This is a genomic window from Ferrovibrio sp., from assembly GCF_017994015.1.
In the GTDB taxonomy this organism is placed as follows: domain Bacteria; phylum Pseudomonadota; class Alphaproteobacteria; order Ferrovibrionales; family Ferrovibrionaceae; genus Ferrovibrio.
Window position 1 is genome coordinate 22,180 of sequence record NZ_JAGOLP010000017.1, and the last position, 22,556, is coordinate 44,735.

The window sequence follows — 22,556 nt, forward strand, 5'->3', positions numbered from 1 at the left end:
CCGTTTGGCGTTTCTGGCGGCTTGACGAACCGGTGTTATGCCGGTTATTTGTCAGCTTGTCTGACAAATATGAGGCGAGATGCTGGCCGCTGGTCGGGAAGAGCAAGCCGCTGAAAACCTGCCGCGCCCGCTCGGGCTGGCTGGCGAATTGGCGCGCCGGCTGCAAGCCACGATCAGGGATGGCGCGCTGGCGCCCGGCGACAAGCTGCCGACCGAGAAGCAACTGGCCGAACAATATGGCGTCAGCCGCGCCGTGGTGCGCGAAGCTATCGCCCGGCTGAAATCCGAAGGCTATGTCGCCAGCCGCCAGGGGGCAGGGGCCTTTGTGGTGGCCCGCCCGGGCCAGACCAGTTTCCGCATGACACCCGGCGACCTGCGCCATGCCTTTGAATTGCGCGGCGCCATCGAAGTGGCAGCGGCCGAACTGGCGGCACGGCGTTGCCAGCCGCAGGATTTGGTGGCGATCCGCGCTGCCTTTGCCGCCATGCAGGCAGCCCTGGCCGCGCCGGGCGCCGAGGCGGCGCAAAGCGGCGTGGTGTCCGACGATGCCTTTCATGCCGCCATTGCTGCCGCCACGCATAACCCGCTGATCCAGCGTTTCCTGGATTTCCTGGCGCACCAGTTTTCCGAAACCCGGCAACTGACCTGGGCCGGCCTGCCGCTCAAGCCCGGCAATGCCGCCGCCGCCCAGGCCGAACATGCCGCCCTGCTGGCGGCGCTGGAAGCCGCCGACCCAATTGCCGCCGCTGCCGCCGCCCGCGCCCATGTGGCCGGTGCAGCGGCGCGGTTCGGCCTGCTGCAAGAGGATACCGTGCCATGCTGATGCCCGCTCCAGATCCCGCCATCCTGGCGCAGCGCGCCGAGTTGATCGCCGATCTGCGTCGCATCGTGCCGGGCGAGGGCGTGATCGCCGATGAACGCAGCCTGCGTGCCTATGAATGCGATGGCCTGACCGCTTATCGCCAATTGCCGATGGTGGCGGTGCTGCCCAGCAATGTCGAGCAGGTCGCCGCCGTGTTGAAATTGTGCCACGAGCGTGGCGTGAATGTTGTGCCGCGTGGCGCCGGCACCTCGCTTTCCGGCGGCGCCCTGCCGCTGGCCGATGGCGTGCTGCTGGGCATGGGCAAGTTTAACAAGGTGTTGGAAATCGATTGGGACAATCGCTGCGCCGTGGTGCAGCCCGGTGTCACCAATCTGGGCATCACCCGCGCGGTGGAGCATCGCGGTTTCTATTACGCGCCGGATCCTTCCAGCCAGATTGCCTGCACCATTGGCGGCAATGTGGCGGAGAATTCCGGCGGTGTGCATAGCCTGAAATACGGCCTCACCACCAATAATATCCTGGGTGTGCAACTGGCGCTGATCACCGGCGAGGTGATCCGGCTCGGCGGCAAACATCTGGAAGCTGAGGGCTATGATCTGCTCGGTGTGGTCTGCGGTTCGGAAGGCCTGCTGGGTGTGGTGACGGAAGTGACCGTGCGTATCCTGCCCAAACCAACCAGCCAGCGTGCCGTGCTGGCCGGCTTTGCCACTTCGGAAGCGGCGGGCGATTGCGTGGCCAAGGTGATTGCGACCGGTATCATCCCGGGCGGCATGGAGATGATGGACCGGCCGGCAATCCACGCCGCCGAGGATTTTGTTCAGGCCGGCTATCCGCGCGATGTGGAAGCCTTGCTGATTATCGAACTGGATGGCCCGCCGGCCGAGGTGGATGATCTGCTTGGCCGGGTCGGCACCATCGCGCGCGATTGCGGCGCGGTGTCGCTGCGGGTTTCCGAAAGCGAGGAGGAGCGGCTGCGCTTCTGGGCCGGGCGCAAGGCGGCGTTTCCGGCTGTGGGCCGCATCTCGCCGGATTATCTCTGCATGGATGGCACCATCCCGCGCAAGAAGCTGCCTGAAGTGCTGACCCGCATGGGCCAGCTTTCGGAGAAACATGGCCTGCGTGTCGCCAATGTGTTTCATGCCGGCGATGGCAATCTGCATCCACTGATTTTGTATGATGCCAATAATCCCGGCGAATTACAGAAGGCGGAAGAATTCGGCGCCGATATCCTGCGGCTTTGTGTCGAAGTGGGCGGCGTGCTGACCGGCGAACATGGTGTGGGCGTGGAAAAGCGCGACCTGATGCCGGCGATGTTCAACGAAGCCGATCTGGCACAGCAGGAGCGGGTCAAATGCGCCTTCGATCCGGATCACCGGCTTAATCCCGGCAAGGTTTTCCCCACCCTGCATCGCTGCGCCGATCTGGGCGCCATGCATGTCAGCCGGGGCAAGCTGGCCTTCCCCGATATTCCACGGTTCTGATCATGAGCGATATTTTCCTGCCCCAAACCGCCGAGGATGTGCGCCAGGCCATTGCCTGGGCCGCCGCCGAAAACCAGCCGCTGGCCGTGCAGGGCAATGGCAGCAAGGCGCGGCTCGGCCGCCCGGTGCAGGCCGCACATCTGCTTGATCTCAGCCGCCTCAGCGGTGTGCTGGAATATGAGCCGGCCGAACTGGTGCTGACTGCGCGGCCGGCCACGCTGATTGCGGATATCGAAACCCTGCTTGGCGAGCAGCGTCAGATCCTGGCATTTGAGCCGCCGGATTTTGGCCCGCTCTGGGGCATGCCGCCGGGGCGCGGCACGCTGGGCGGCGCCATCGGTGCCAATCTGGCCGGGCCGCGCCGTTTCAAAATCGGCGCCATGCGCGATCATCTGCTGGGGTTCCAGGCTGTCACCGGGCGCGGCGAATTGGTCAAGAACGGCGCCAAGGTGGTGAAGAATGTCACCGGCTACGATCTGTCCAAGCTGCTCTGCGGCGCTTTCGGCACCCTGGCCGCCATCGTCGAAGCCAATGTGAAAGTGCTGCCGGCGCCAGAAAAAACCCGCACCATCCTGGTTTATGGCCTGAGTGATGCCGCGGCGGTCCAGGCTTTGGCCGAAGCGGCGCAATCGCCGCATGAAGTTTCCGGCCTGGCACATCTGCCGGCCGATATGGCGGCACGTTCCGGAGTGGGCCGCATCGCGGCGGCGGGCCAGGCGGTCACGCTGGTGCGGGTGGAAGGCACCGATGTGTCGGTGCTGGCGCGCTGCGCCGCGTTACATGATCTGCTGGGCCGGCATGGCGCGCTGGATGAATTGCATTCGCTCAATTCGGCCTGGGCCTGGCGTGAAATCCGCGATGCCAGCCTGCTGGCTTTGCCGCTGGAGCGCGTGTTGTGGCGTATCTCGGTGGCGCCGATGCAAGGCCCGGCTTTGGTGGCCAGCCTGCGCCACAGCCTGCCCGGCCTGGCGGCGTTTTATGACTGGGCCGGCGGCCTGATCTGGCTGGCGCTGCCGCCCAGCGAAGATGCTGGCGCCGGCTTGGTGCGCCAGGCGGTGGCAGCCAGCGGCGGCGGCCATGCCACCTTGTTCCGTGCCGAGGATGCCCTGCGCGCCGCCCTGCCGGTATTTCAGCCGCAGGAAGCGGCGCTGGCCGCGCTCAGCCTGCGGGTGAAACAGAGTTTCGATCCTAAACACATCCTCAATCCGGGCCGCATGGAGGCGGGTGTCTGATGCAAACCAGCTTCACCCTGGCGCAGCTTGCCGATCCGGATATTGCCGAAGCCAACACCATCCTGCGCAAATGTGTGCATTGCGGCTTCTGCACCGCCACTTGCCCCACCTATGCCCTGCTGGGCGACGAGCGCGACAGCCCGCGCGGCCGCATCTATCTGATCAAGCAGATGCTGGAAGGCGGCGAGGCGGCGACGGAAGAAACCGTGCGCCATGTGGATCGCTGCCTGTCCTGCCTGTCCTGCATGACCACCTGCCCGAGCAGCGTGCATTACATGCATCTGGTGGATCATGCCCGCGCCCATATCGAACAGACCTATCAGCGCTCGCTGGGTGATAGGCTGTTGCGCAGCCTGCTGGCCTGGCTGTTGCCCTATCCCGGCCGCTTCCGCTGGGCCTTGCGCGGCGCCATGCTGGCGCGGCCCTTTGCCGGGCTGCTGCCGGCCAAGCTGCGCGGCATGGTGCAGATGGCGCCGAAGCGGCTGCCGGCCGCGTCAAGCGTGGATTTGCCGCAGGTGTTCAAGGCTGAAGGCGCGCGCAAGAAGCGCGTGGCCCTGCTCACCGGCTGCGCCCAGCAGGTGCTTGATCCGGCAATCAACGAGGCCACCATTCGGCTGTTGACCCGGCTGGGCTGCGATGTGGTGGTGGCCCCGGGCAGCGGCTGCTGCGGTGCGCTGGAGCATCATATGGGCCGCGAGGCCGCCGCCCATGCCAAGGCGCAGGCCAATATCGCCGCCTGGATCAACGAGGCCGATGGCGAGGGGCTGGATGCCATTGTGGTCAATGCCTCGGGCTGCGGTACCAATCTGAAGGATTATGGCTTCATGCTGCGCAACGATGCCGCCTGGGCCGAGCGCGCGGCGCGGGTTTCGGCATTGGCCAGGGATATCAGCGAAGTGCTGCTGGATCTGGAGATCAAGCCCGATGGCAGCGCCCCGGCATTGAAGCTGGCCTATCACAGCGCCTGTTCCTTGCAGCATGGCCAGAAGATCACCCAGGCGCCGAAGCAGTTGCTGCAACGCGCCGGCTTCACGGTGAGCGATGTGCCGGAAGGCCATCTCTGTTGCGGCTCTGCCGGCACCTACAATCTGCTGCAACCCGAATTGGCAACCCAGTTGCGCGATCGCAAGGCGGCAAATATCCGCTCCGTGGGCGCCGATGCCGTGGCGGCGGGCAATATCGGCTGCCTGGTGCAGATTGCGGGGGGGCTGGAAGCCGGCGGGAAGGCCTTGCCGGTGCTGCATACCGTGCAATGGCTGGATTGGGCCACCGGCGGGCCAAAGCCCGCCGGATTTTAGAGTGGCGGGCCAAAGCCCGCCGGACTGTAACGGCCTTATTTCTTGGTTTCAGCATAGGCCCGGCATTGCTGCTCGGCCTGCATGCGCTGATGCGAGGTCATGGTCTGGCCCACTTTGAGGCCGCGCATGATGTCGCTCATGCATTCCTGCACCAGTTCGGCATGGGATTTTTTCTCGGCCGGCTTGCCGGCCTGGGCCAGAAGGGGCGCCGGCAGCAGGGGCAGCAGCAGGGTCAGGGTGAAAAATAGTCGGCGCATGGTTTTATCCTGGGGATTGGGCTCTTTTGGGCCGGATTATAGCCGGTCATTACCAGAGGATGAAGTTACCATACGGATATGATCAATTAATCCGGCACTGGCCTGATGGCAGAGCTGTAACACCAGATCGAATCCATCCTGCTTGCCGTAATACGGGTCTGGCATCTCGCGCAGCGGTTGATCGGGGGCAAATTCCAGGTAAAGCCGCAGCTTATCCCGCAATCCCGGCGGGCACAGCCGCTGCATCGCGTGCAGGTGGCCGTGGTCCATCGCCAGCAGCAGGTCAAAGCGCTGGAAATCGGCGGCAACAAGCTGGCGGGCGCGCAGGTTGCCGATCTCGATGCCGCCGGCCCGGGCGGTGCGGATGCTGCGCGGATCGGGCGGGTCGCCGATATGGTAGTCATGCGTGCCGGCGGAATCGACCTGCACGCTGGTGTGCAAAGCCTGCTGGTGCAGATGATGCCGCAGCACCGCTTCGGCGGTGGGTGAGCGGCAGATATTCCCGGTGCAGATCATCAATATGTGCATGAGACCATTTTGCCGTCGCCCGAGGCTACCGCAAGCCTCCCTTGCGGCGGTAAAATGCCGCCATGCGAGACGAGACTGCCCTGCTTTTTGCCAATGAGGCTTTTTATACCGCCTTCACCGACCGTGATATGGCGGCGATGGCCGATTTATGGGCCAAGGACCAGCCGATTGGCTGCATTCATCCCGGCTGGCCGCCGCTTTTTGGCCGCGAGGCGGTGCTGGATAGCTGGGAGCGTATCCTGGCCAATCCGGCGGCGCCCGAGGTGGAAACCGCCGGTGCCGAAGCCGTGTGCTGGGGCGATGTGGGCATTGTGGTGTGTTACGAGAAGGTGGACGACACCTATCTGGTGGCCACCAATACCTTTGTGCGCGAAGGCAAAACCTGGAAACTGGCTTATCATCAGGCCGGCCCGGTGACCACGCCGCCGCCCGGCGCTGCCAGCAATGACGACGATGGCGACGAGGATGAGGAGGACGAGGAAGTCCTGCTCGCCGAGGCCGGCGATGATGATGATTTGGAAGACGACGATGATGACGACGATGATGACGGCGACGACCAGCCGCCGTCGCGTTCGATTCATTAGTCTTTAGGTCTGACCAGCCATTCCAGCCTAGTTGCCGCGCCGGGTTCGCGGCCCAGCCGCGTCAGCAGATAGGCCAGCGGGCCTTTGAGCTGCTGATCCAGCCGCCAGGGTGGATTGAGCAGTAGCAGGCCGGAGCCATTGAGCCGGTCGGGCGCCGTGGCAGCGCGGATGAGCAATTCCACCCGCAGGCTGGGCGGCAGCCCGTCACGCGCCAGCGCCTTGGCCCAGGCATCAACACTGCCCGCATCCTTGATCGGATACCACAGCGCGATCTGGCCCACCGGCCAGCGCCGATGCGCTGCCAGTAGGGCGCGGCCGATCCGCTCAAATTCATCACGCTGCTCATAGGCCGGATCAATCAGCGCCAGGCCACGCCGGGGCGTCGGCGGCAGCAGGCCGCGTAGGGCCTCGTAGGCATCGCGCCGGTGAATGCCGATGCGGGCATCACCGCCGATATTGATGCGCAGTGTTTCGTTATCTTCCGGGTGCAGTTCCACCAGCGCCAGGCGGTCGGCTTCGCGCAATGCCTGCTGCATCAGCCAGGGCGAGCCGGGATAATGCCGCAGCCCGGCGCCGCCGAGTTCGAGGGCCGGATTAAGCTGCTTCAGCGCCGCCCAGTAAAGCGGCAGGGCAGTTGCTGCCTGCGGATCGGCCAGCACGGCGCCGATGCCGAGCCGGTATTCACCGCCGCGCTGAGTGGCATCGGCTGCCAGATCGTAAAGCCCGATACCGGCATGGCTGTCGAGCAGATGAAACGGTGCCGGCTTGGCGCGCAGGGCTTCCAGCAGGTGCAGCAGCACCACATGTTTCAGTACATCGCCATGGTTGCCGACATGATAGGCGTGACGGTAATTCATGCCGGGGGTTTTACCCGGCGGGCGACAATTTCGCCAGTTGCGCCTCGATGGCTTTCAGCACCTTGGCTTCAGTGGGCTTGGTCATGGTGGAGAACCAGTCCACCGCCCGGCCTTCGCCATCAATCAGGTATTTGTGGAAATTCCAGCGCGGCCGGGCCACCTCGCCAAGCTCGGCATGCAGCCATTTATACAGTGGGTGCGCCTTGTCGCCCACCACCACCTGCTTGTCGGCCAACGGGAAATCCACGTCGAAATTCACTTCGCAGAATTCCTTGATCTGGCTGGCGGTGCCCGGTTCCTGGCCGCCAAAATCATCCGATGGCACTCCCAGCACCACCAGGCCGCGCTCGCGATACTGGCGCCACACGGCTTGCAGGTCAGTGTATTGCGGGGTGAAGCCGCATTGCGAGGCGGTATTCACCAGCAGCACCACCTTGCCCTTGAATTGCTTCAGCGGCAGCTTTGTGCCGTCGATGGCGGGCAGTTCAAAATCATGCATCGTCATGCCGGTTTTTGCCTTGGCTGGAAAGGGCAGGGAGGCCAGGGTGAGCAGCCCGAGGCCGGCTTGCAGCAGGTGGCGGCGCAGGAAGGCCATGACTTTGTCCATTGTCTGAATTCTTAAGCCGGTGTTAACGCCGGCGCCATAGGGTTGAGCATTGCTAACTATAGCGCCGAAAGTCGCCACGGCCAGGGTTGATGCTGCCATGCCGAGCATTCCGGGTTTTCTGAGTTTCATCGCCTGTGGCCTGTTTGGCCTGATCGGCGCGGTTGGGCTATCGCGGCTGGCGCCGGAATGGCTGCCGGCACCGTTTGTTCTGCTGGTGGTGGCAATCACCGGCCTGCTTTGGGCGTTGCGCGAGCGCTATGAGCGCTTCCGGGTGCAGAATCTGCTGCTGGACGAGATCGAGCGCATGGCCAGCCGGGTGCCGATCAGCACCACCACAATAGAGGCGCCGCCGCAACCGCAATCGCAGCAGCGCGCCGAGCCGCGTCTGACCTTGCCGCCGCAGGTGCAAAGGCCGGCCGAGACAGCAGCCCAGGAACCAGCCCAGGATAACGAAACCGCCGACGATGCGGCGCTTTTTGCCGCCGTTTGCGATGCGCTGAACCATAACCGGGTGGAACTGCATGTGCAGCCGGTGGTGCGGCTGCCGATGCGCAAGCTGCGCTATGTGGAACTTTTTGCCCGCGCCCGCGATGCCGAGGGCCGCGAATTGTCGCCCGGCGCGCATCTGCCGGCTTTGGCCGCTGCCGGGCTGGCGGCCGAATTTGATGCCCTGATGCTGTTGCGCGGTGTGCAACTGGTGCGCAAGCTGGAAGCCCGCGCCCGCCATGTCGGGTTTTTCTGCAATATCTCCACTGCGGCTTTGGCCGATGCAAAAGCGTTTGAGGCTTTGCATGATTTTCTGCGCCGCGAGCGGGAACGCGCCGGCACGCTGATCCTGGAATTTTCGCATCGTGGCCTGCTCAAGCTGGATGGTGCCGGCTGGCATCGGCTGCAAAAGCTTGGCGCCCTGGGCTTTGCGCTGTCGGTGGATAGTGTGGACAGCCTTGATCTGGATATCGCCGGCCTGGCGCGGCGCGGCGTGCGCTTTGTGAAGCTGGATGCGCGCCTGCTGCTTGATCCGGTGGCAGTGCGGCGCGCGCCGGTGGCGCTGGAGGATTTGCTGGCTTTGTGCCATCGGCATGAGATCGAGCCGGTGGCGGCCAAGGTGGAAACCGAGCAGGATCTGCTGCAACTGGCCGATCTGGGCTTTGAACTGGGCCAGGGCCACCTGTTCGGAAGTCCCAAGCTGGCCAAGGCCGCTTAACTGCCCAGCAGCAAATCCGCCAATTCGCAAAAGCCGGCGCCGCCTTCCGATGGCGTGATGAATTTCGGCGGCGCGGCGATCCGCTCCAGAAATGGCCGCACATTGGCCACGCCCACCGAATACTGGAAATAGCCGAACATCGGCGCGTCATTCGGGCTGTCGCCGCTGAACACCACTTGCTCGCGCACCGCATCCAGATCGGCGCCGAAACATTCGGCGAAGAAGGCGCGGGTCATGCTCAGCTTGTCCCAGGCGCCGAACCAGCCATTGACATGAATTGAGCTGACCTTGGCAGTGGCGCCCGCCGCCTCGAACAAAGCCACGATGCGGTCGATCGCCTCGGCCGGCAGTGGCGGCACGTCCTCGCAGAAATCCACCGCCAGGTCGCATTCGCGATATTGCTGATCGGAAGCCAGCGCGCAGCCTGGCACATCACGCAGGATGGTTTCGGCCAGGGCCGCAAGCTTGCTGCGCGCCGCCTGGCGCATGGCATCATCCTGCCAGAAACGGCGCTGCATCTTCCGCGCCGCGCGGTCATAGCGCATGTAAAGCGCGCCATTTTCGCCGACAATGCCGGAGCAGGGCCAGAAGCGCGCGATCATGTCGCACCAGCCGGCCGGCCGGCCGGTGATCGGCACCACGCGGATGCCGGCGGCTTCCAGCCGCTCCAGCGCGGCATAGGCGCGGGCTTCCAGTCGGCCATGGCTGGTGAGCGTGTCGTCAATGTCGGTCAGCAGGTAACGGATCTGGCTGGCCTGGGGCTTCAGGGCGGAAAGCGGCTGCATGATGGCGTGTGGGGGGTCCGAAAGGGGGAGAGGCCGGCCCGGGAGGGGCGCTTGCCGGTATTTTGGGCAGTCAGTATAGTCGCCGCCCCGATCCGCCCCGTCAACGTATCAGCCCCGTGAAAGTGTGCCGATGACCCAGCTCGATCAGCATGGCTATTTCCTTGAAGATATGTCCGTTGGCATGTCGGCAATGTTCAGCAAAACCGTAACCGAGGCCGATATCCTGCTCTTCGCTGCCGTATCGGGCGATACCAACCCGGTGCATATCGATCAGGAATTTGCCGAAGCCAGCATGTTCAAGGGCCGCATCGCCCATGGCATGCTCTCGGCTAGCTTGCTTTCAACCGTGTTCGGCACCAAGCTGCCCGGGCCGGGCTGCATCTACCTGGCGCAGAATCTGCGCTTCAAGGCACCGGTGCGGCTGGGCGAAACCGTGAAGGCGAAAGTGACCGTGACCGAGATTGTTGAAGACAAGCGCCGCGTGAAATTCGATTGTGAATGCCGGGTCGGCAATACCGTGGTGGTGGATGGCGATGCCACGCTGATGGTCAACCGCCGCCCGCGCTGACGCTGATGCAGATCATCCAGTCTCTCACCGATCTGCCCGCCGCCTTGCGCGGCGGCGCCGTGGCGATCGGCAATTTTGATGGTGTGCATCTGGGCCATCGTGCCTTGGTGGCCCAGGCGCAGCGGCAGGCGCAGCGGCAGGCAGATGGCGCACCGGTTTTGGCTATGAGTTTCGAGCCGCATCCGCGGCGTTTTTTCATGCCAGATGCGCCGCCTTTCCGGCTTGATGGCCTGGCGCAGAAAGCCCGCCTGCTGGCCCAGGCCGGCGCCGATGCCTTGCTGGCTTTGCCCTTTGATGCCGCCTTTGCCGCGCTCGGGCCGGAGGCTTTTGTCAGCAATGTGCTGCGCCGCGATCTGGGCGCCGCACATGTGGTGGTGGGTTATGATTTCACCTTCGGCAAGGGCCGTGCCGGCGATACTGCCGCCCTGCACCGGCTCTGCGCCGATCCGCAAACCGGCGGCGGCATCGGTGTCAGCGTGGTGACCGCGCAAGGCGATGCGGCCGGCGCGTTTTCCTCCTCGCGCATCCGCGCCCTGCTGCAAGCTGGCGAGCCGGCAGCCGCCAATATATTGCTCGGCCGGCCCTGGGAGATCGAGGGCAGCGTGTTGCATGGCGACAAGCGCGGCCGCACCATCGGCTTCCCCACCGCCAATGTTGATATGGGCGATTTCCTGGTGCCGAAGCTCGGCGTCTATGCCGTGCGGACTATCCTGCCCGATGGGCAAGTCATCCCCGGCGTCGCCAATCTCGGCCTGCGCCCCACTTTCGGCAAAGACAAAGTGGCGCTGGAAGTGAACCTGTTCGATTTTGCCGGCGATCTTTACGGCCAGATCTTGCGCGTCGCCTTCATCGGCTTCATCCGCCCGGAACAGAAATTCGCCGGCCTCGACGCCCTCAAGGCGCAGATCGCCGCCGATGCAGCGGAAGCGCGCCGGATATTGGCGGGGTAGGGGCGCTCGCTCGACAGCGCCGGTCAGGGATGCTAAATCTCCGTCATGTCTAGCGAATTCGGTTATCCCTGCCCGCTGCGGCTTGCGCGAATTAGCCGCCCGGTCCTTCTGTAAGGGCCGGGTTCTTCGCCGTTTTCTGCCACATTTCCGCGTTCATAGCGCGACGCCCCGAGTGACGTCATGAGCAAAGACTATCGCGACACCGTATTCCTGCCCGCCACCGATTTTCCGATGAAGGCCGGGCTGCCGGCCAAGGAGCCGGAAATCCTGGCCCGCTGGAGCCGCAACAATCTCTACAAGCAGCTGCGCGCCGATGCCGCGGGCCGCGAAAAATTCATCCTGCATGATGGCCCGCCCTATGCCAACGGCAACCTGCATCTTGGCCATGCGCTGAACAAGATCCTGAAGGACACCATCAACCGCACGCGGCAGATGCTGGGCTTCGATGCCAATTACGTGCCGGGCTGGGATTGCCACGGCCTGCCGATCGAATGGAAGATCGAAGAGAAATACCGCGCCGCCGGCAAGAACAAGGATGACGTGCCGATCGACGAGTTCCGCAAGGAATGCCGCGATTTCGCCGATCACTGGATTGCCGTGCAGCGCGAGGAATTCAAGCGGCTGGGCGTGGTGGGCGATTGGGACAATCCCTACACCACGATGAGCTTTGCCGCGGAAGCGCAGATTGTGCGCGAGATCCAGAAATTCCTGATGAATGGCGGCCTGTTCAAAGGCTCGAAGCCGGTTTTGTGGTCAATCGTTGAACGCACCGCCCTGGCCGAAGCCGAGGTGGAGTATCAGGAACACACCTCGCATACCATCTTCGTGAAATTCCCAGTGGTGCAGCCGAGCCAGGCTGCCTTGGCCGGCGCCAGCATCGTGATCTGGACCACCACGCCCTGGACCATGCCGGCCAATCGCGCCATCGCGCTGAAGCAGGATGCGGCGTATGTGCGCCTGCGGGTTGATGCGGTGGGCGAGAAATCGCTGGCGCGGCCGGGCGATGAGGTTGTGGTGGCGGCCGAGCTGGTGGCCCAGGTGGTCAAGGCCTGCGCCATCGAGGCATATAGCGAGGTGGCGCGGCTGAGCGGCGCCGATCTGCTCGGCACGATTTGCGCCCATCCGTTGCGCGGCCAGGGTTTTGACTATGACGTGCCGGTGCTGGCCGGCGAGTTTGTCACCCTGGATGCCGGCACCGGCTTTGTGCATATCGCGCCGGGCCATGGCGCCGATGACTACGCGCTGGGCATCGCCAACGGCATCGAAGTGCCGCATACGGTGGATGAAGACGGCAGCTATTTCCCGCATGTGCCGCTCTTTGCCGGCAAGCGGGTGCTGGATGATGCCGGCAAGGAAGGCGGCGCCAATCTGGCGGTGATTGAGGCGCTGACCAATGCCGGCGGCCTGCTTGGCCGTGGCCGGCTGCGCCATCAATATCCGCATTCCTGGCGCTCGAAGGCGCCGCTGATCTTCCGCAACACGCCGCAATGGTTCATCTCCATGGCCACCAACGACCTGCGCAAAAAGGCGCTGGCGGCCATCGACGCCACGGCGTTTTACCCGCCGCAGGGCCGCAACCGGCTTTATGCCATGATTGAGCAACGGCCCGATTGGGTGATCAGCCGGCAGCGCGCCTGGGGCGTGCCGATTACGGTGTTTGAGCATAAGCAGACCGGCGAATTGCTGCGCGACGAAGCGGTGAATGAACGTATCGTGCAGGCCTGCCTCAAGGGCGGCGCCGATGCCTGGTTCACGGCCAAGCCGGCGGATTTCCTCGGGGACCAATATAATGCCGATGACTGGAAGATGGTGACCGACATCCTGGATGTCTGGTTCGATTCCGGTTCCACCCATGCCTTTGTGCTGGAGCAGCGCCCCGATCTGCAATGGCCGGCCTCGCTCTATCTCGAAGGCTCTGACCAGCATCGCGGCTGGTTCCATTCCTCGTTGCTGGAAAGCTGCGGCACACGCGGCCGCGCGCCTTATGATGCCGTGCTCACGCATGGCTTCATCCTCGACGAGAAGGGCCGCAAGATGTCCAAGTCGCTCGGCAATTCGGTCGAGCCGCAGGATGTCATCAAACAATCCGGCGCCGATATCCTGCGGCTCTGGGTTGCTTCGGCGAATTACAACGAGGATCTCTCGGTCGGGCCGAAGATCATCCAGGCCCAGGTGGATGCTTATCGCCGCTTGCGCAACACGCTGCGTTATCTGCTTGGCAATCTGGCCGGCTTTGCTGAAAGCGAGCGGCTGCCGGTGGAGCAGATGCCGGAGCTGGAACGCTGGGTGCTGCATCGCCTTACTGAGTTGAGCCAGACGGTGCGCGAAAGCTGCGAGAGCTACGATTTCCACCGCATGTATGTGGCGCTCTACAATTTCTGCGCCGTTGACCTGTCAGGTTTCTATTTTGATATCCGCAAGGATGCGCTGTATTGCGATGCGCCCGGCACCATCCGCCGCCGCGCCGCGCGCACGGTGCTGGATATCCTGTTTGACTGCCTGGCCAAGTGGCTGGCGCCGATCATCTGCTTCACCGCCGAGGAGGCCTGGCTGATCCGGCATCCGAGCGAAGATGGCAGCGTGCATCGTGAACTTTTCCCCGATCTGCCGGCGGCCTGGGCCGATGCGGCACTGGCGGCGAAGTGGGAGCGGGTGCGCAGCGTGCGTCGCGTGGTTACCGGTGCGCTGGAAATCGAACGTGCTGCCAAGCGTATCGGTTCCAGCTTGCAGGCCGCGCCGCAGGTATTTGTCACCCAGGAAGATGCTGATGCCCTGGCCGGTATCGACTTCGCGGAAATCTGCATCACTTCGGCGGTGCAGGTGCAGGTGGGCGAAGCGCCCGCCGAGGCTTTCCGGCTGGAGGATGTGAAGGGCGTTGGCGCGTTGCCGCGCAGTGCCAGCGGCATCAAATGCGAACGCTGCTGGCAGGTGCTGCCCGAAGTGGGCCATGTGCAGGGCCATGACGACCTGTGCCAGCGCTGCGCTGATGCCGTGTCGATTCTCCCGGCGGCAGGCTGAGCTTGCCCATGCTGCTGAAGCCGCGTCTGCTCGGATTGCTGCTGGCCTTGCTGATCCTGGTGGCCGACCAGGCCAGCAAGGCGCCGCTGCTTGACTTGATGGCGCAGCATCCCGGTGGCATCGAAATCACCAGTTTCTTCAACCTGGTGATGGTATGGAATCGCGGCGTCAGCTTTGGCCTGTTCAGCGATGCCGATGATAGCCGGCGCTGGATTTTAATCGCGGCGGCGGCGGCCATCACATTATGGCTGCTGGTGTGGTTGTGGCGCGGCCCCAACCGCCTGGTGGCGCTGGCGCTGGGCCTGGTGATCGGCGGCGCGCTGGGCAATATCCTGGATCGCCTGCGCTTTGGCGCGGTGGCGGATTTTTTTGATTTTCATCTTTTCGGCTGGCATTGGCCGGCCTTCAATATCGCTGATTGCGCCATCGTTGTTGGCGTTGGCCTGCTGCTGCTCGATTCATTCCTGCCGCGCCGCAACTAATGTAGAATTCAGCGTTACATTGCGCCGCTGTTGAAAAAGTGGCAAGCTTGCAACTGTAACAGGCGGCGGATTGGATGAGCGGGGCGCACGGAAATATCCTGGGCAAACAGGCTGGCGGCTGCGAATGGACGCGCCGCGCATGAGCATGCCCGGATTGGGCATACCCTGGCGCCGCCGGCTTTCCACCAAGCAGGTCAAGGTTGCCGTGTTTGCCGCGCTGGTGCTGGGCTTCATTTCCAGCATCTACCAGCTTGTGCTGGATATTCGCGGCGAGATGGCCAATCGCAATAGCGGCGTGGCCCAGGTGATGGATATGCTGACCGAGGCCGCAGCGCAGGCGGCCTATGCGCTGGACGAACAGCTTGCCGCCCGCGTGGTCAATGGCCTGCTGCTGTATGGCCCGATCCTGCGCGCCGAGGTGTATGACAATTATGGTCGCCGCATGGCGGCACAGCAGCGTGAGGAAACCGCGCCCAACTGGCTCACCCGGCTGGCCGGCTTGCAGGATGAAACCCATACCAGGCCGCTTTTTGCCAGCCGAGGCCAGGAATTGGTTGGCGAGTTGCGTGTGGTGGTGGATGCGGATCAATTCAGCCGCGATGTGCTGAACCGCATCTGGGTGGTGCTGGTCACCGGTTTTGTGCGCAACCTGATTCTCGCGCTGGTGCTGGCGGTGCTGTTTTACTACACGCTGACGCGGCCGTTGCTGGGCCTGCTCGGGCAACTGGATCAGGTGGATGCGCAGGCGCCAAGCGCACGCCGGCTGGAAGCGCCGCCGCAGCATCAGGATGATGAATTCGGCCTGCTCACCAGCCGCATCAACGGCATTCTCGGCGCCAGTGCGCGGCATCTGGATGATCGGGATCGTGAACGGCAATTGCTGCGCTCTGTGCTGGATAACCTGCCGGCGCGGGTGACAGTGAAGGATGCCGAGGGCCGCTATCTGCTGCTCAATCGCCCGGCTGAACAGCTTTTTGGCATCGATACCGGCAATGCCTATGGCAAGCATATCCAGGATGTGCCGCTGCCCGGCCTGGATGCCGCCAGCCGGCAGCATTTCATTGATGATTCGCTGGCGCATGACCGTATTCTGGCCCAGACCGGGCAAGCGGTGCTGAATTACGAAAACACCTTCACCGATCCGCAGGGGGCATCCACCACATCGCTGGTCAGCAAGGTGCCGATCCGAGATGCCGAAGGCCGCATCTTCGGCGTGTTGTCGATTGCCACCGACATCACCGAGCGCAAACGCGCCGAGCAAGCTCTGGACCAGGCCAATACGCAGTTGCGCGCCCAGGCCGACGATCTGGAGCGGCTGGCGGTCAGCCTGTCGCGTGAGCGCGAACATGCCATTGCCGCCAATCGGGCAAAGAGCGAATTCCTGGCTAATATGAGCCATGAATTGCGCACGCCGCTGAATGCCGTGATTGGTTTTGCCGAGGTGATTGTGCTGCGCATGTGGGGCGCCTCGTCCGACCGCTATTTCGACTATGCCCAGGATATTGCCATCAGTGCGCGGCATCTGCTCAATGTCATCAACGATATTCTCGATATGTCGAAGATCGAGGCCGGGCGCTACGAATTATCGCTGGAGCCGACCGATATCGGCCAGGCGGTGGAGGATTGCCTCACCATCGTGAAGGGCCGCGCCCGCGAAGGTCGCGTCACGCTGATCAATGAGATCACCAGTGATCAGTTGCCATTGCTCAACCTGGATGCGCGGGCCTTGAAGCAGGTGTTGCTCAATCTGCTGTCGAATGCGATCAAATTCACCCCGGCGGCCGGTGTGGTGCGGATTTCCTGCAAGGTTGAGGCAGATGGCAGTGTGGTGTTGCAGGTGCGCGATACCGGCATCGGCATCCGCAGTGAAGATGTTGGCCGTATCTTCGAGCCATTCTGGCAGGGTGATCCCAGCGTGCGGCGGCGCAGCGAAGGCACCGGCCTTGGTCTGGCGATCAGCCGCAAATTCATGGAACTGCATGGTGGCAGCCTGGATATCATCTCGGCGATGGGCGAGGGCACCACGGCCTTGGCACGCTTTCCGGCCCATTTGGTAAAATAATCCCGTTGCAATGCTGCCGGGGCTTGAGCCGGCGCCGCGCCGGGCGTAACGATCCGGCATGGAAACGCCCCCGCCAAGCTTATCCGCCGCCACCAAGCGCCAGCAGAGTCTGGCGCTTGCCGCCTTGATCCTGGGCGCCTTGGCCATCGCCTTCTCACCGATCTTTGTGCGGCTTTCGGAAGTAGGGCCAACCGCCACCGGCTTCTACCGCACCTTCCTGGCCTTGCCGCCGCTCTGGCTGTGGTGGTGGCTGCGCGCGCCGCGCCCCAGCACGGCAGCGGAAACCGGTGGTCTGCCGCCATTGGCGCTGATCCTGCTGCCCGGGCTGTTATTTGCTGGCGATCTGTTTTTCTGGCATCTGGCGATCAAATACACCACCGTGGCCAATGCCACGCTGCTGAGCAATTTCGCCCCGGTGATCGTCACACTCGGCGCCTGGCTGGTTCTGCGCGAACGCATTACAAGGCAGTTTCTGATTGCCATGCTGGTGGCAATCTGCGGCGCGCTGATGCTGGTTGGTTCCAGCTTCCAGCTTGGCGGCACCAATGTGTTTGGCGACATGCTGGCCTTCATCACGGCGCTGTTCTATGGCGTTTACATGATTGCCGTGGCCAAGCTGCGCGGCCGCCATGGCACCCAATCGTTGATGCTGTGGTCCACCCTGGTCAGCGCATTGGCTTTGCTGCCGGCGGCTTTGCTGATGGGCGAAGCCTTCATGCCGGCCACGTTGCAGGGCTGGTTCACGCTTTTTGGCCTGGCCTGGATCAGCCATGCGCTGGGCCAGGGCTTGATCGCCTATGCGCTGGGCCATCTGCCGGCCTCATTCTCATCGCTGGTGGTGCTGGTGCAGCCGGTGGCGGCGGCCTTCTTCGGCTGGCTCTGGCTTGGCGAGGGCCTGAGCAGCTTGCAGATCGGCGGCGGCCTGGTGGTGCTGTTCGGCATCTACCTGGCGCGCCGCGCGCAGTTGAAATGAGCTGTTATTTCGGCATGCGCTGGGCGTAATCGGCAAACCAGGCCAGGCTGGCCGGATTGCTCATGGCGCCCGGATTGGCCACCTTTTCGGGTGGTTGGCCGAGCAGGATTTTTTTCACCGGCACTTCCAGTTTCTTGCCGGAAAGTGTGCGCGGCACTTCCGCCACCTGCTGGATGTCGCTGGGGATGAAGCGGGCCGAAACCGCATCGCGGATGGCTTGGTTGATGCGCTGCTTCAGGGCATCGTCCAGCAGCAGCCCGTCGCGTAGTGCCACAAAGAGCGGCATGAAACTTTCGCGGCCAAGATATTCCAGGTCGATCACCAGGCTATCCAGGATTTCCGGCAATTCTTCCACGGCGCGATAAATTTCTGCCGTGCCGAGGCGTAGGCCGAGCCGGTTGATGGTGGCATCCGAGCGGCCATAGATGATCGAGCCGCCGCGCGGTGTGATCCTGATCCAGTCGCCATGGCGCCAGATGCCGGGATAAACATCGAAATAGCTGCCCTTGTAGCGTTCGCCATCCGGATCATTCCACAAATACAGCGGCATCGAGGGCAGCGGCTGCACACAGACCAGTTCGCCCACGTCATCCACCAGCGGTTTACCGGCTTCATCATAGGCCTGAATATCAGCACCCAGGCAGCGCACCTGCATTTCGCCGGCATAAACCGGCAGCATCACGCAGCCGGCCACAAAAGCGCCGGCAAAATCAGTGCCGCCGGAAATCGGCGACAGCCAGATATCGCCCAATTCGCGATAGATCCAGGCATAGGCATCTTCGGAAAGCGGCGAGCCGGTGGAGCCGACGCTGCGCAAGGCCGAAAGATCGGCCAGGTCGCGCGGCTTGATCCCGGCCTTGAGGCAGGAAGCATAGAAGGCGGCACCGGAGCCGAAGAAGGTCAGCTTGGCCTCGCCGGCAAAGCGCCACAGCCGGCCCCAATCCGGCCAGGCCGGGCTGCCATCGTATATCGCGATGGTGGCGCCGGTGGAAAGCCCGCCAACTTGCGCATTCCACATGATCCAGCCGGTGCTGGAATACCAGTGGAACACATCATCCGGGCCGATGTCATTGTGCAGCTGCATCATCTTCAGCATCTCAAGCACGATGCCGCCATGGCCATGCACAATCGGCTTGGGCAGGCCGGTGGTGCCGGAGGAATACACCACCCAGAGCGGATGATCGAACGGCACCGGCTCAACCTGGATTGCCGCCGGCTGGGCCAGAATCTCGGCCCAGCGCGCCACGGTCAGCTTGGCCGGCAGGTTTACGGCTTCGGCCTTGCTCGGCAGCAGGACCACATCACGCAGGCTGGGCAACGCGCCGGTGATCTCGCGCACCATGTCGCGCTTGTCCATCGGTTTGCCGTTGTAATGCACGCCTTCCACGGCAAACAACGCCACCGGCTCGATCTGCTTGAAACGATCCAGCACCGCCTGCAAACCCATATCCGGGGCGCAGATTGACCACACCGCGCCCAGCGACACGGTGGCCAGGAAAGCGATCAGGGTTTCAGGCGTGTTGGGCGCATAGGCCACCACGCGGTCGCCGCGCTGGATACCGCGCCGGCGCAGATGTGCGGCCACGGCGCCAACCTGCTGGCGCAGGTCAGCCCAGCTCAACTCGCGCATGGCTTCGGTTTCGGAAGCATACAGAATCGCCGGCCGCGCCGTGGTTTCGTGGCGCAGGATCTGGTCAACGTAATTCAGTTCGGCGCCGCTGAACCATTGTGCGCCGGGCATGCGGGCATCGGCCAGCACCTGGGCATAGGGCTTGTAGGCCTTGATCTCGAAGAAATCCCACATGCTGGCCCAGAAGGCGCGGATATCTGCCACCGACCATTGCCACAGCGCGTCGTAATCAGCGAAGTCGAGGCCACGTTCCTGCTTCAGCCAGGTCATGTAACGCTGCAACTGGCTGCGCTGGATACGCTCGGGCGTGGGAGTCCAGAGCGGCTTTTCAGACGCGGTCATGTTTTCCTCCGGGGATTCTTTTGCCGCAGCTTAACGCAACCCGCTACCAATGCACCATGGGCAGGCCAGGCACCGGAGAGTGGAAATATGGAATGCGGTCGCCAAACAAAGTGCCGATATAGGCATGGCGCAGATCGGGGCCGCCGAAAGTGACACTGGCCATCCAGGGTGTCAGGCTGCTGCGTGCCGCCATCATTTCGGCCGGCCCTGCTGTGCCGGCCTGATAGGCGGCTTCCAAAGCGGCGATGGCGGCCGGGTTGCCATCATCAAACAATGTCAGCACGTCGCGTTCCGGCGTGATCGCGATCAGGCGTTCAGCCATCACCAATGTCACCCACAGATTGCCATAGGCATCAAACGCGCAGCCATCGGGGAAGCCGGCCGGGCCAAAATCCGCCGGGCCATAGGTTTCGCGCCCGCTCAGCGAACCATCATCGCCAACCCGGAACCGCGTGATGCAACGGCCGCAGGTTTCCACCGCGTAGAGATATTCCTCCTTGGCATCCAGGCGCACTTCATTGGTGAAGCGCAGGCCATCGGCGACCACGCGCATGCCATGCTCGTCCACCAGCGCGATATAGCCATCGGCCAGGCCGGGGCGCACTGCTTCCATCCAGTTTTTGATCCGGGTTGAAACCGTCACCCACAGGCGGTTTTTGCTGTCGCGCAGCACGAAGTTCACCTTGCCAATCGGCTGGCCGTCGATGCTGTCATGCAGCACGCGGCTCTTGCCCTGGCGATCCATCACTTCCAGGCAATCGGTGCCGAAATTGGCAATCAGGATGTCGCCATTGGCGGCAAAGGCCAGGCCATTCGGCAAGGTGCCTTCGGTGAAACGCTTGGCCAGATCGCCGGTGGCGGAGAAGCGCACATCGGGCTGCTGCGCGATCAGCGTCTGGCTGCCATCCGGCGCGATGCGCATCACGCCGCCGCGCGCATCCGCCGACCATAACGTGCCATCACGCTCGGCCAGGATACATTCCGGGCGCTGCAAATCCTGCCCGGCAAATTTGAAATCGTCGCGGGTGACGCGGAAATTTTTCAGCGGGTTCATGGCTCACACCAGCAGCAGGGTCAGTTTCGGGAAGGCAGCCAGCAGGATCAGGGTGATCAGCATGATGCCGGCAAAAGGCAGTGCACCGATGAAGATGTCGCGCAGGCTGATGCGCGGATCGTTCAGGGTGGATTTGATAACAAAGACACTCAGTCCAAAAGGCGGCGTCAGCAGGCCGATCTCCACCGCCACGATGGTGATGATGCCGAACCAGATCAGGTTCATGTCAAAGCCGCTGGCAATCGGCAGCATCAGCGGTAGCACGATCAGCAAGATCGAACTGGAATCGATGAAGCAACCGAGCAGGATAACCAGCAGGATATATACTGCCAGGAAGGCCAACGGCCCAAGCCCGGCGGCGCTGATCTGCTCGACCAGGAATTGCGGCACGCCGGACAGCGCCAGCATGCGGGTGTAAAGGCTGGCGCCGATGATCAGGAAGGATACCGCAACGGTGACATGGCCGGTCTCCACCAACACCTGCCAAAGCTTCGGCCCATCCAGCTTGCGCTTGGCCAGGGCGATCAGCAGCGCGCCGGTGGCACCCACCGCGCCGGCATCGGTGGCGGTGAAAAAGCCGGCATAAAGCCCGCCCAGCACGGCGGCGATCAGGCCGGCAATCGGCAGCAGTTTGGTGGCCATCTCGGCGCCGCTCATGCGGGGCGTATCGTCATTGGCGGCGGCAGCGTTGTTGCCACCGACAAATCCCGGTGTGAAACGCGCCATCAGCATGATGCCGATGGCATAGGCCACAGCCAGCAGCAGGCCAGGCACCACGCCGGCCATGAACATACTGCCGACCGACACTTCGGCCAGGAAGCCATACAGGATCATCAGCAGGCTAGGCGGGATCAGCATGCCCAGCACGGAAGAGCCTGCCACCACACCGGTGGCGAAGCCGGACGTGTAGCCATAGCGCAGCATTTCCGGCACCGCCACGCGGGTGAATACCGCCGCCGAGGCGATGGAAATTCCGGTGATGGCGGCGAATACCGCATTGGCCGCCACAGTGGCGATGCCCAGGCCGCCGCGCAGTCGGCGCAGGCCCTGATTGGCCACTTCAAAAGCATCCTTGCCGATATCGGCAATCGACACCAGAAAACCCATCAGCACAAACAGTGGCACCACGCCGAAGATATGGCTGGCAATGGAATCATAGGTGCCGGCGCCCAGCATGCTGGCGGCCACCATCGGGCTGCCCTTGATCAGCCACACGCCGATGAAGGAGGTGAGGCCAAGCGCCACCGCCACATGCAGGCCGAGCCAGATCAGCAGCATCATGCCGGCCAAGGTCACGAAGCCGATTTCCAGGCCGGTAAATTCAAGGCCGCTCATTGCCGCGCCTCACGCAGGTCGCGCCATAGCAGCCGCAGGTATTGCAGCAGGGTAGCCATGGCGCCGATCAGGATCAGCAGCTTGATCGGCCAGGTTGGCGCGGTGAAATCGCCGATGGCGCCAACATATTCGCCGATCTCCACGGCTTCCTCGAATTGTCCCAGGCTGCCCCAGAAAACCAGGCCGAGGAAAATTGCGCCGAGCAGATGGAAAAAGCCTTGCAGCAGATAGCCGGCGCGCGGCCGGTGCGTGATCAGGCTATCCAGCAGCATGTCTGACCGGGTGATGCGGCCCACCATCAGGGCATGGCCGAGTTGCAGGAATACGATGCCGACAATCGAGAGGCTGAGCAATTCTGTGGTGCCGCGCACCGGGGCGCCGAATAATTCGCGCCCCAATATGTCGGCATCAATCAGCAACATGAGCAGAAAAATCCACAGGGTGCCGAGCGCATTCATGGCGCCGAGGAGACGGGAGAACATGCCG

Annotated in this window: 21 protein-coding genes; 12 read left to right on the top strand and 9 right to left on the bottom strand. The window is 63.3% G+C overall.

Features of this window, described 5'->3' with window-relative positions; translation table 11 throughout:
* Nucleotides 1–79 precede the first annotated feature (79 nt).
* The 4 genes from KBB36_RS10775 to glcF are packed head-to-tail and all read left to right on the top strand — an operon-like array spanning nt 80 to nt 4,834.
* The gene (locus tag KBB36_RS10775) at nt 80–823 is read left to right on the top strand and encodes an FCD domain-containing protein (RefSeq protein WP_290980095.1); all 744 of its coding nucleotides are present in this window, start codon (nt 80–82) and stop codon (nt 821–823) included.
* A complete protein-coding gene (locus tag KBB36_RS10780) occupies nt 817–2,304 on the top strand; it encodes an FAD-linked oxidase C-terminal domain-containing protein (RefSeq protein WP_290980098.1) in 1,488 nt (495 codons plus the stop codon). The genes KBB36_RS10775 and KBB36_RS10780 overlap by 7 nt, the downstream gene beginning before the upstream one ends.
* A 2-nt stretch (nt 2,305–2,306) precedes the next feature.
* Nucleotides 2,307–3,536 (top strand): glycolate oxidase subunit GlcE, encoded by a 1,230-nt coding sequence (glcE, locus tag KBB36_RS10785; RefSeq protein ID WP_290980101.1) that lies wholly within the window; start codon nt 2,307–2,309, stop codon nt 3,534–3,536.
* Nucleotides 3,536–4,834 carry a glycolate oxidase subunit GlcF gene (gene glcF / locus KBB36_RS10790; RefSeq protein WP_290980104.1) on the top strand — a complete coding sequence of 433 codons (1,299 nt, stop codon included), beginning with the start codon at nt 3,536–3,538 and terminating at the stop codon, nt 4,832–4,834. The genes glcE and glcF overlap by 1 nt, the downstream gene beginning before the upstream one ends.
* A 35-nt stretch (nt 4,835–4,869) precedes the next feature.
* Here glcF and KBB36_RS10795 read toward each other — a convergent pair whose 3' ends face one another.
* Both KBB36_RS10795 and KBB36_RS10800 read right to left on the bottom strand, forming a co-directional pair.
* A complete protein-coding gene (locus KBB36_RS10795) occupies nt 4,870–5,091 on the bottom strand; it encodes a hypothetical protein (protein WP_290980107.1) in 222 nt (73 codons plus the stop codon).
* Nucleotides 5,092–5,127: 36 nt separating this feature from the next.
* Entirely contained in the window at nt 5,128–5,619 is a 492-nt protein-coding gene (locus KBB36_RS10800; protein ID WP_290980110.1) for a low molecular weight protein-tyrosine-phosphatase, read from the bottom strand.
* Nucleotides 5,620–5,681: 62 nt separating this feature from the next.
* On the opposite strand from KBB36_RS10800, the gene KBB36_RS10805 reads away from it, so the two are divergent.
* Nucleotides 5,682–6,203, top strand: a complete 522-nt coding sequence (locus tag KBB36_RS10805) for a nuclear transport factor 2 family protein (protein ID WP_290980112.1) — start codon at nt 5,682–5,684, stop codon at nt 6,201–6,203.
* Here KBB36_RS10805 and rlmJ read toward each other — a convergent pair.
* Together rlmJ and KBB36_RS10815 are read right to left on the bottom strand one after the other, a co-directional pair.
* Nucleotides 6,200–7,060, bottom strand: coding sequence for a 23S rRNA (adenine(2030)-N(6))-methyltransferase RlmJ (gene rlmJ / locus KBB36_RS10810; protein WP_290980114.1), 861 nt, complete (start codon nt 7,058–7,060; stop codon nt 6,200–6,202). The genes KBB36_RS10805 and rlmJ overlap by 4 nt on opposite strands.
* 10 nt (nt 7,061–7,070) lie before the next feature.
* Nucleotides 7,071–7,565, bottom strand: a complete 495-nt coding sequence (locus KBB36_RS10815) for a glutathione peroxidase (protein ID WP_290980220.1) — start codon at nt 7,563–7,565, stop codon at nt 7,071–7,073.
* 199 nt (nt 7,566–7,764) lie between these two features.
* Here KBB36_RS10815 and KBB36_RS10820 point away from each other — a divergent pair, with 199 nt between their 5' ends.
* Nucleotides 7,765–8,871, top strand: coding sequence for an EAL domain-containing protein (locus KBB36_RS10820; protein WP_290980116.1), 1,107 nt, complete (start codon nt 7,765–7,767; stop codon nt 8,869–8,871).
* Here KBB36_RS10820 and KBB36_RS10825 read toward each other — a convergent pair.
* Nucleotides 8,868–9,656: an HAD-IIB family hydrolase gene (locus KBB36_RS10825; RefSeq protein ID WP_290980118.1), complete on the bottom strand. Its 789-nt coding sequence runs from the start codon at nt 9,654–9,656 to the stop codon at nt 8,868–8,870. The two genes, KBB36_RS10820 and KBB36_RS10825, sit on opposite strands and share 4 nt — an antisense overlap.
* 130 nt (nt 9,657–9,786) lie before the next feature.
* Here KBB36_RS10825 and KBB36_RS10830 point away from each other — a divergent pair, with 130 nt between their 5' ends.
* The 6 genes from KBB36_RS10830 to KBB36_RS10855 all read left to right on the top strand — a co-directional run bounded on the left by KBB36_RS10830 (nt 9,787) and on the right by KBB36_RS10855 (nt 17,709).
* On the top strand, nt 9,787–10,224 hold the full coding sequence (locus KBB36_RS10830; protein WP_290980120.1) for a MaoC family dehydratase: 438 nt from the start codon (nt 9,787–9,789) through the stop codon (nt 10,222–10,224).
* Between the two features lie 5 nt (nt 10,225–10,229).
* A complete protein-coding gene (locus tag KBB36_RS10835) occupies nt 10,230–11,174 on the top strand; it encodes a bifunctional riboflavin kinase/FAD synthetase (RefSeq protein ID WP_290980122.1) in 945 nt (314 codons plus the stop codon).
* 180 nt (nt 11,175–11,354) lie between these two features.
* Nucleotides 11,355–14,192: an isoleucine--tRNA ligase gene (gene ileS / locus KBB36_RS10840; protein WP_290980124.1), complete on the top strand. Its 2,838-nt coding sequence runs from the start codon at nt 11,355–11,357 to the stop codon at nt 14,190–14,192.
* A gap of 8 nt (nt 14,193–14,200) precedes the next feature.
* Nucleotides 14,201–14,674, top strand: a complete 474-nt coding sequence (gene lspA, locus KBB36_RS10845) for a signal peptidase II (RefSeq protein WP_290980127.1) — start codon at nt 14,201–14,203, stop codon at nt 14,672–14,674.
* A gap of 124 nt (nt 14,675–14,798) precedes the next feature.
* Nucleotides 14,799–16,736: a HAMP domain-containing sensor histidine kinase gene (locus KBB36_RS10850; protein WP_290980130.1), complete on the top strand. Its 1,938-nt coding sequence runs from the start codon at nt 14,799–14,801 to the stop codon at nt 16,734–16,736.
* Nucleotides 16,737–16,794: 58 nt separating this feature from the next.
* Nucleotides 16,795–17,709, top strand: a complete 915-nt coding sequence (locus tag KBB36_RS10855; RefSeq protein WP_290980133.1) for a DMT family transporter — start codon at nt 16,795–16,797, stop codon at nt 17,707–17,709.
* Nucleotides 17,710–17,713: 4 nt separating this feature from the next.
* Here KBB36_RS10855 and KBB36_RS10860 read toward each other — a convergent pair whose 3' ends face one another.
* From KBB36_RS10860 to KBB36_RS10875, 4 genes are read right to left on the bottom strand one after another with little or no spacing between them, the layout of a single operon-like run.
* Nucleotides 17,714–19,681, bottom strand: a complete 1,968-nt coding sequence (locus tag KBB36_RS10860) for an acetoacetate--CoA ligase (protein WP_290980136.1) — start codon at nt 19,679–19,681, stop codon at nt 17,714–17,716.
* A 43-nt stretch (nt 19,682–19,724) separates the two neighbouring features.
* The gene (locus KBB36_RS10865; protein ID WP_290980139.1) at nt 19,725–20,735 is read right to left on the bottom strand and encodes an SMP-30/gluconolactonase/LRE family protein; all 1,011 of its coding nucleotides are present in this window, start codon (nt 20,733–20,735) and stop codon (nt 19,725–19,727) included.
* 3 nt (nt 20,736–20,738) lie between these two features.
* Nucleotides 20,739–22,070, bottom strand: a complete 1,332-nt coding sequence (locus KBB36_RS10870; RefSeq protein ID WP_290980141.1) for a TRAP transporter large permease subunit — start codon at nt 22,068–22,070, stop codon at nt 20,739–20,741.
* The gene (locus KBB36_RS10875; RefSeq protein WP_290980144.1) at nt 22,067–22,552 is read right to left on the bottom strand and encodes a TRAP transporter small permease subunit; all 486 of its coding nucleotides are present in this window, start codon (nt 22,550–22,552) and stop codon (nt 22,067–22,069) included. Before KBB36_RS10875 ends, KBB36_RS10870 begins: the two co-directional genes overlap by 4 nt.
* Nucleotides 22,553–22,556 lie beyond the last annotated feature (4 nt).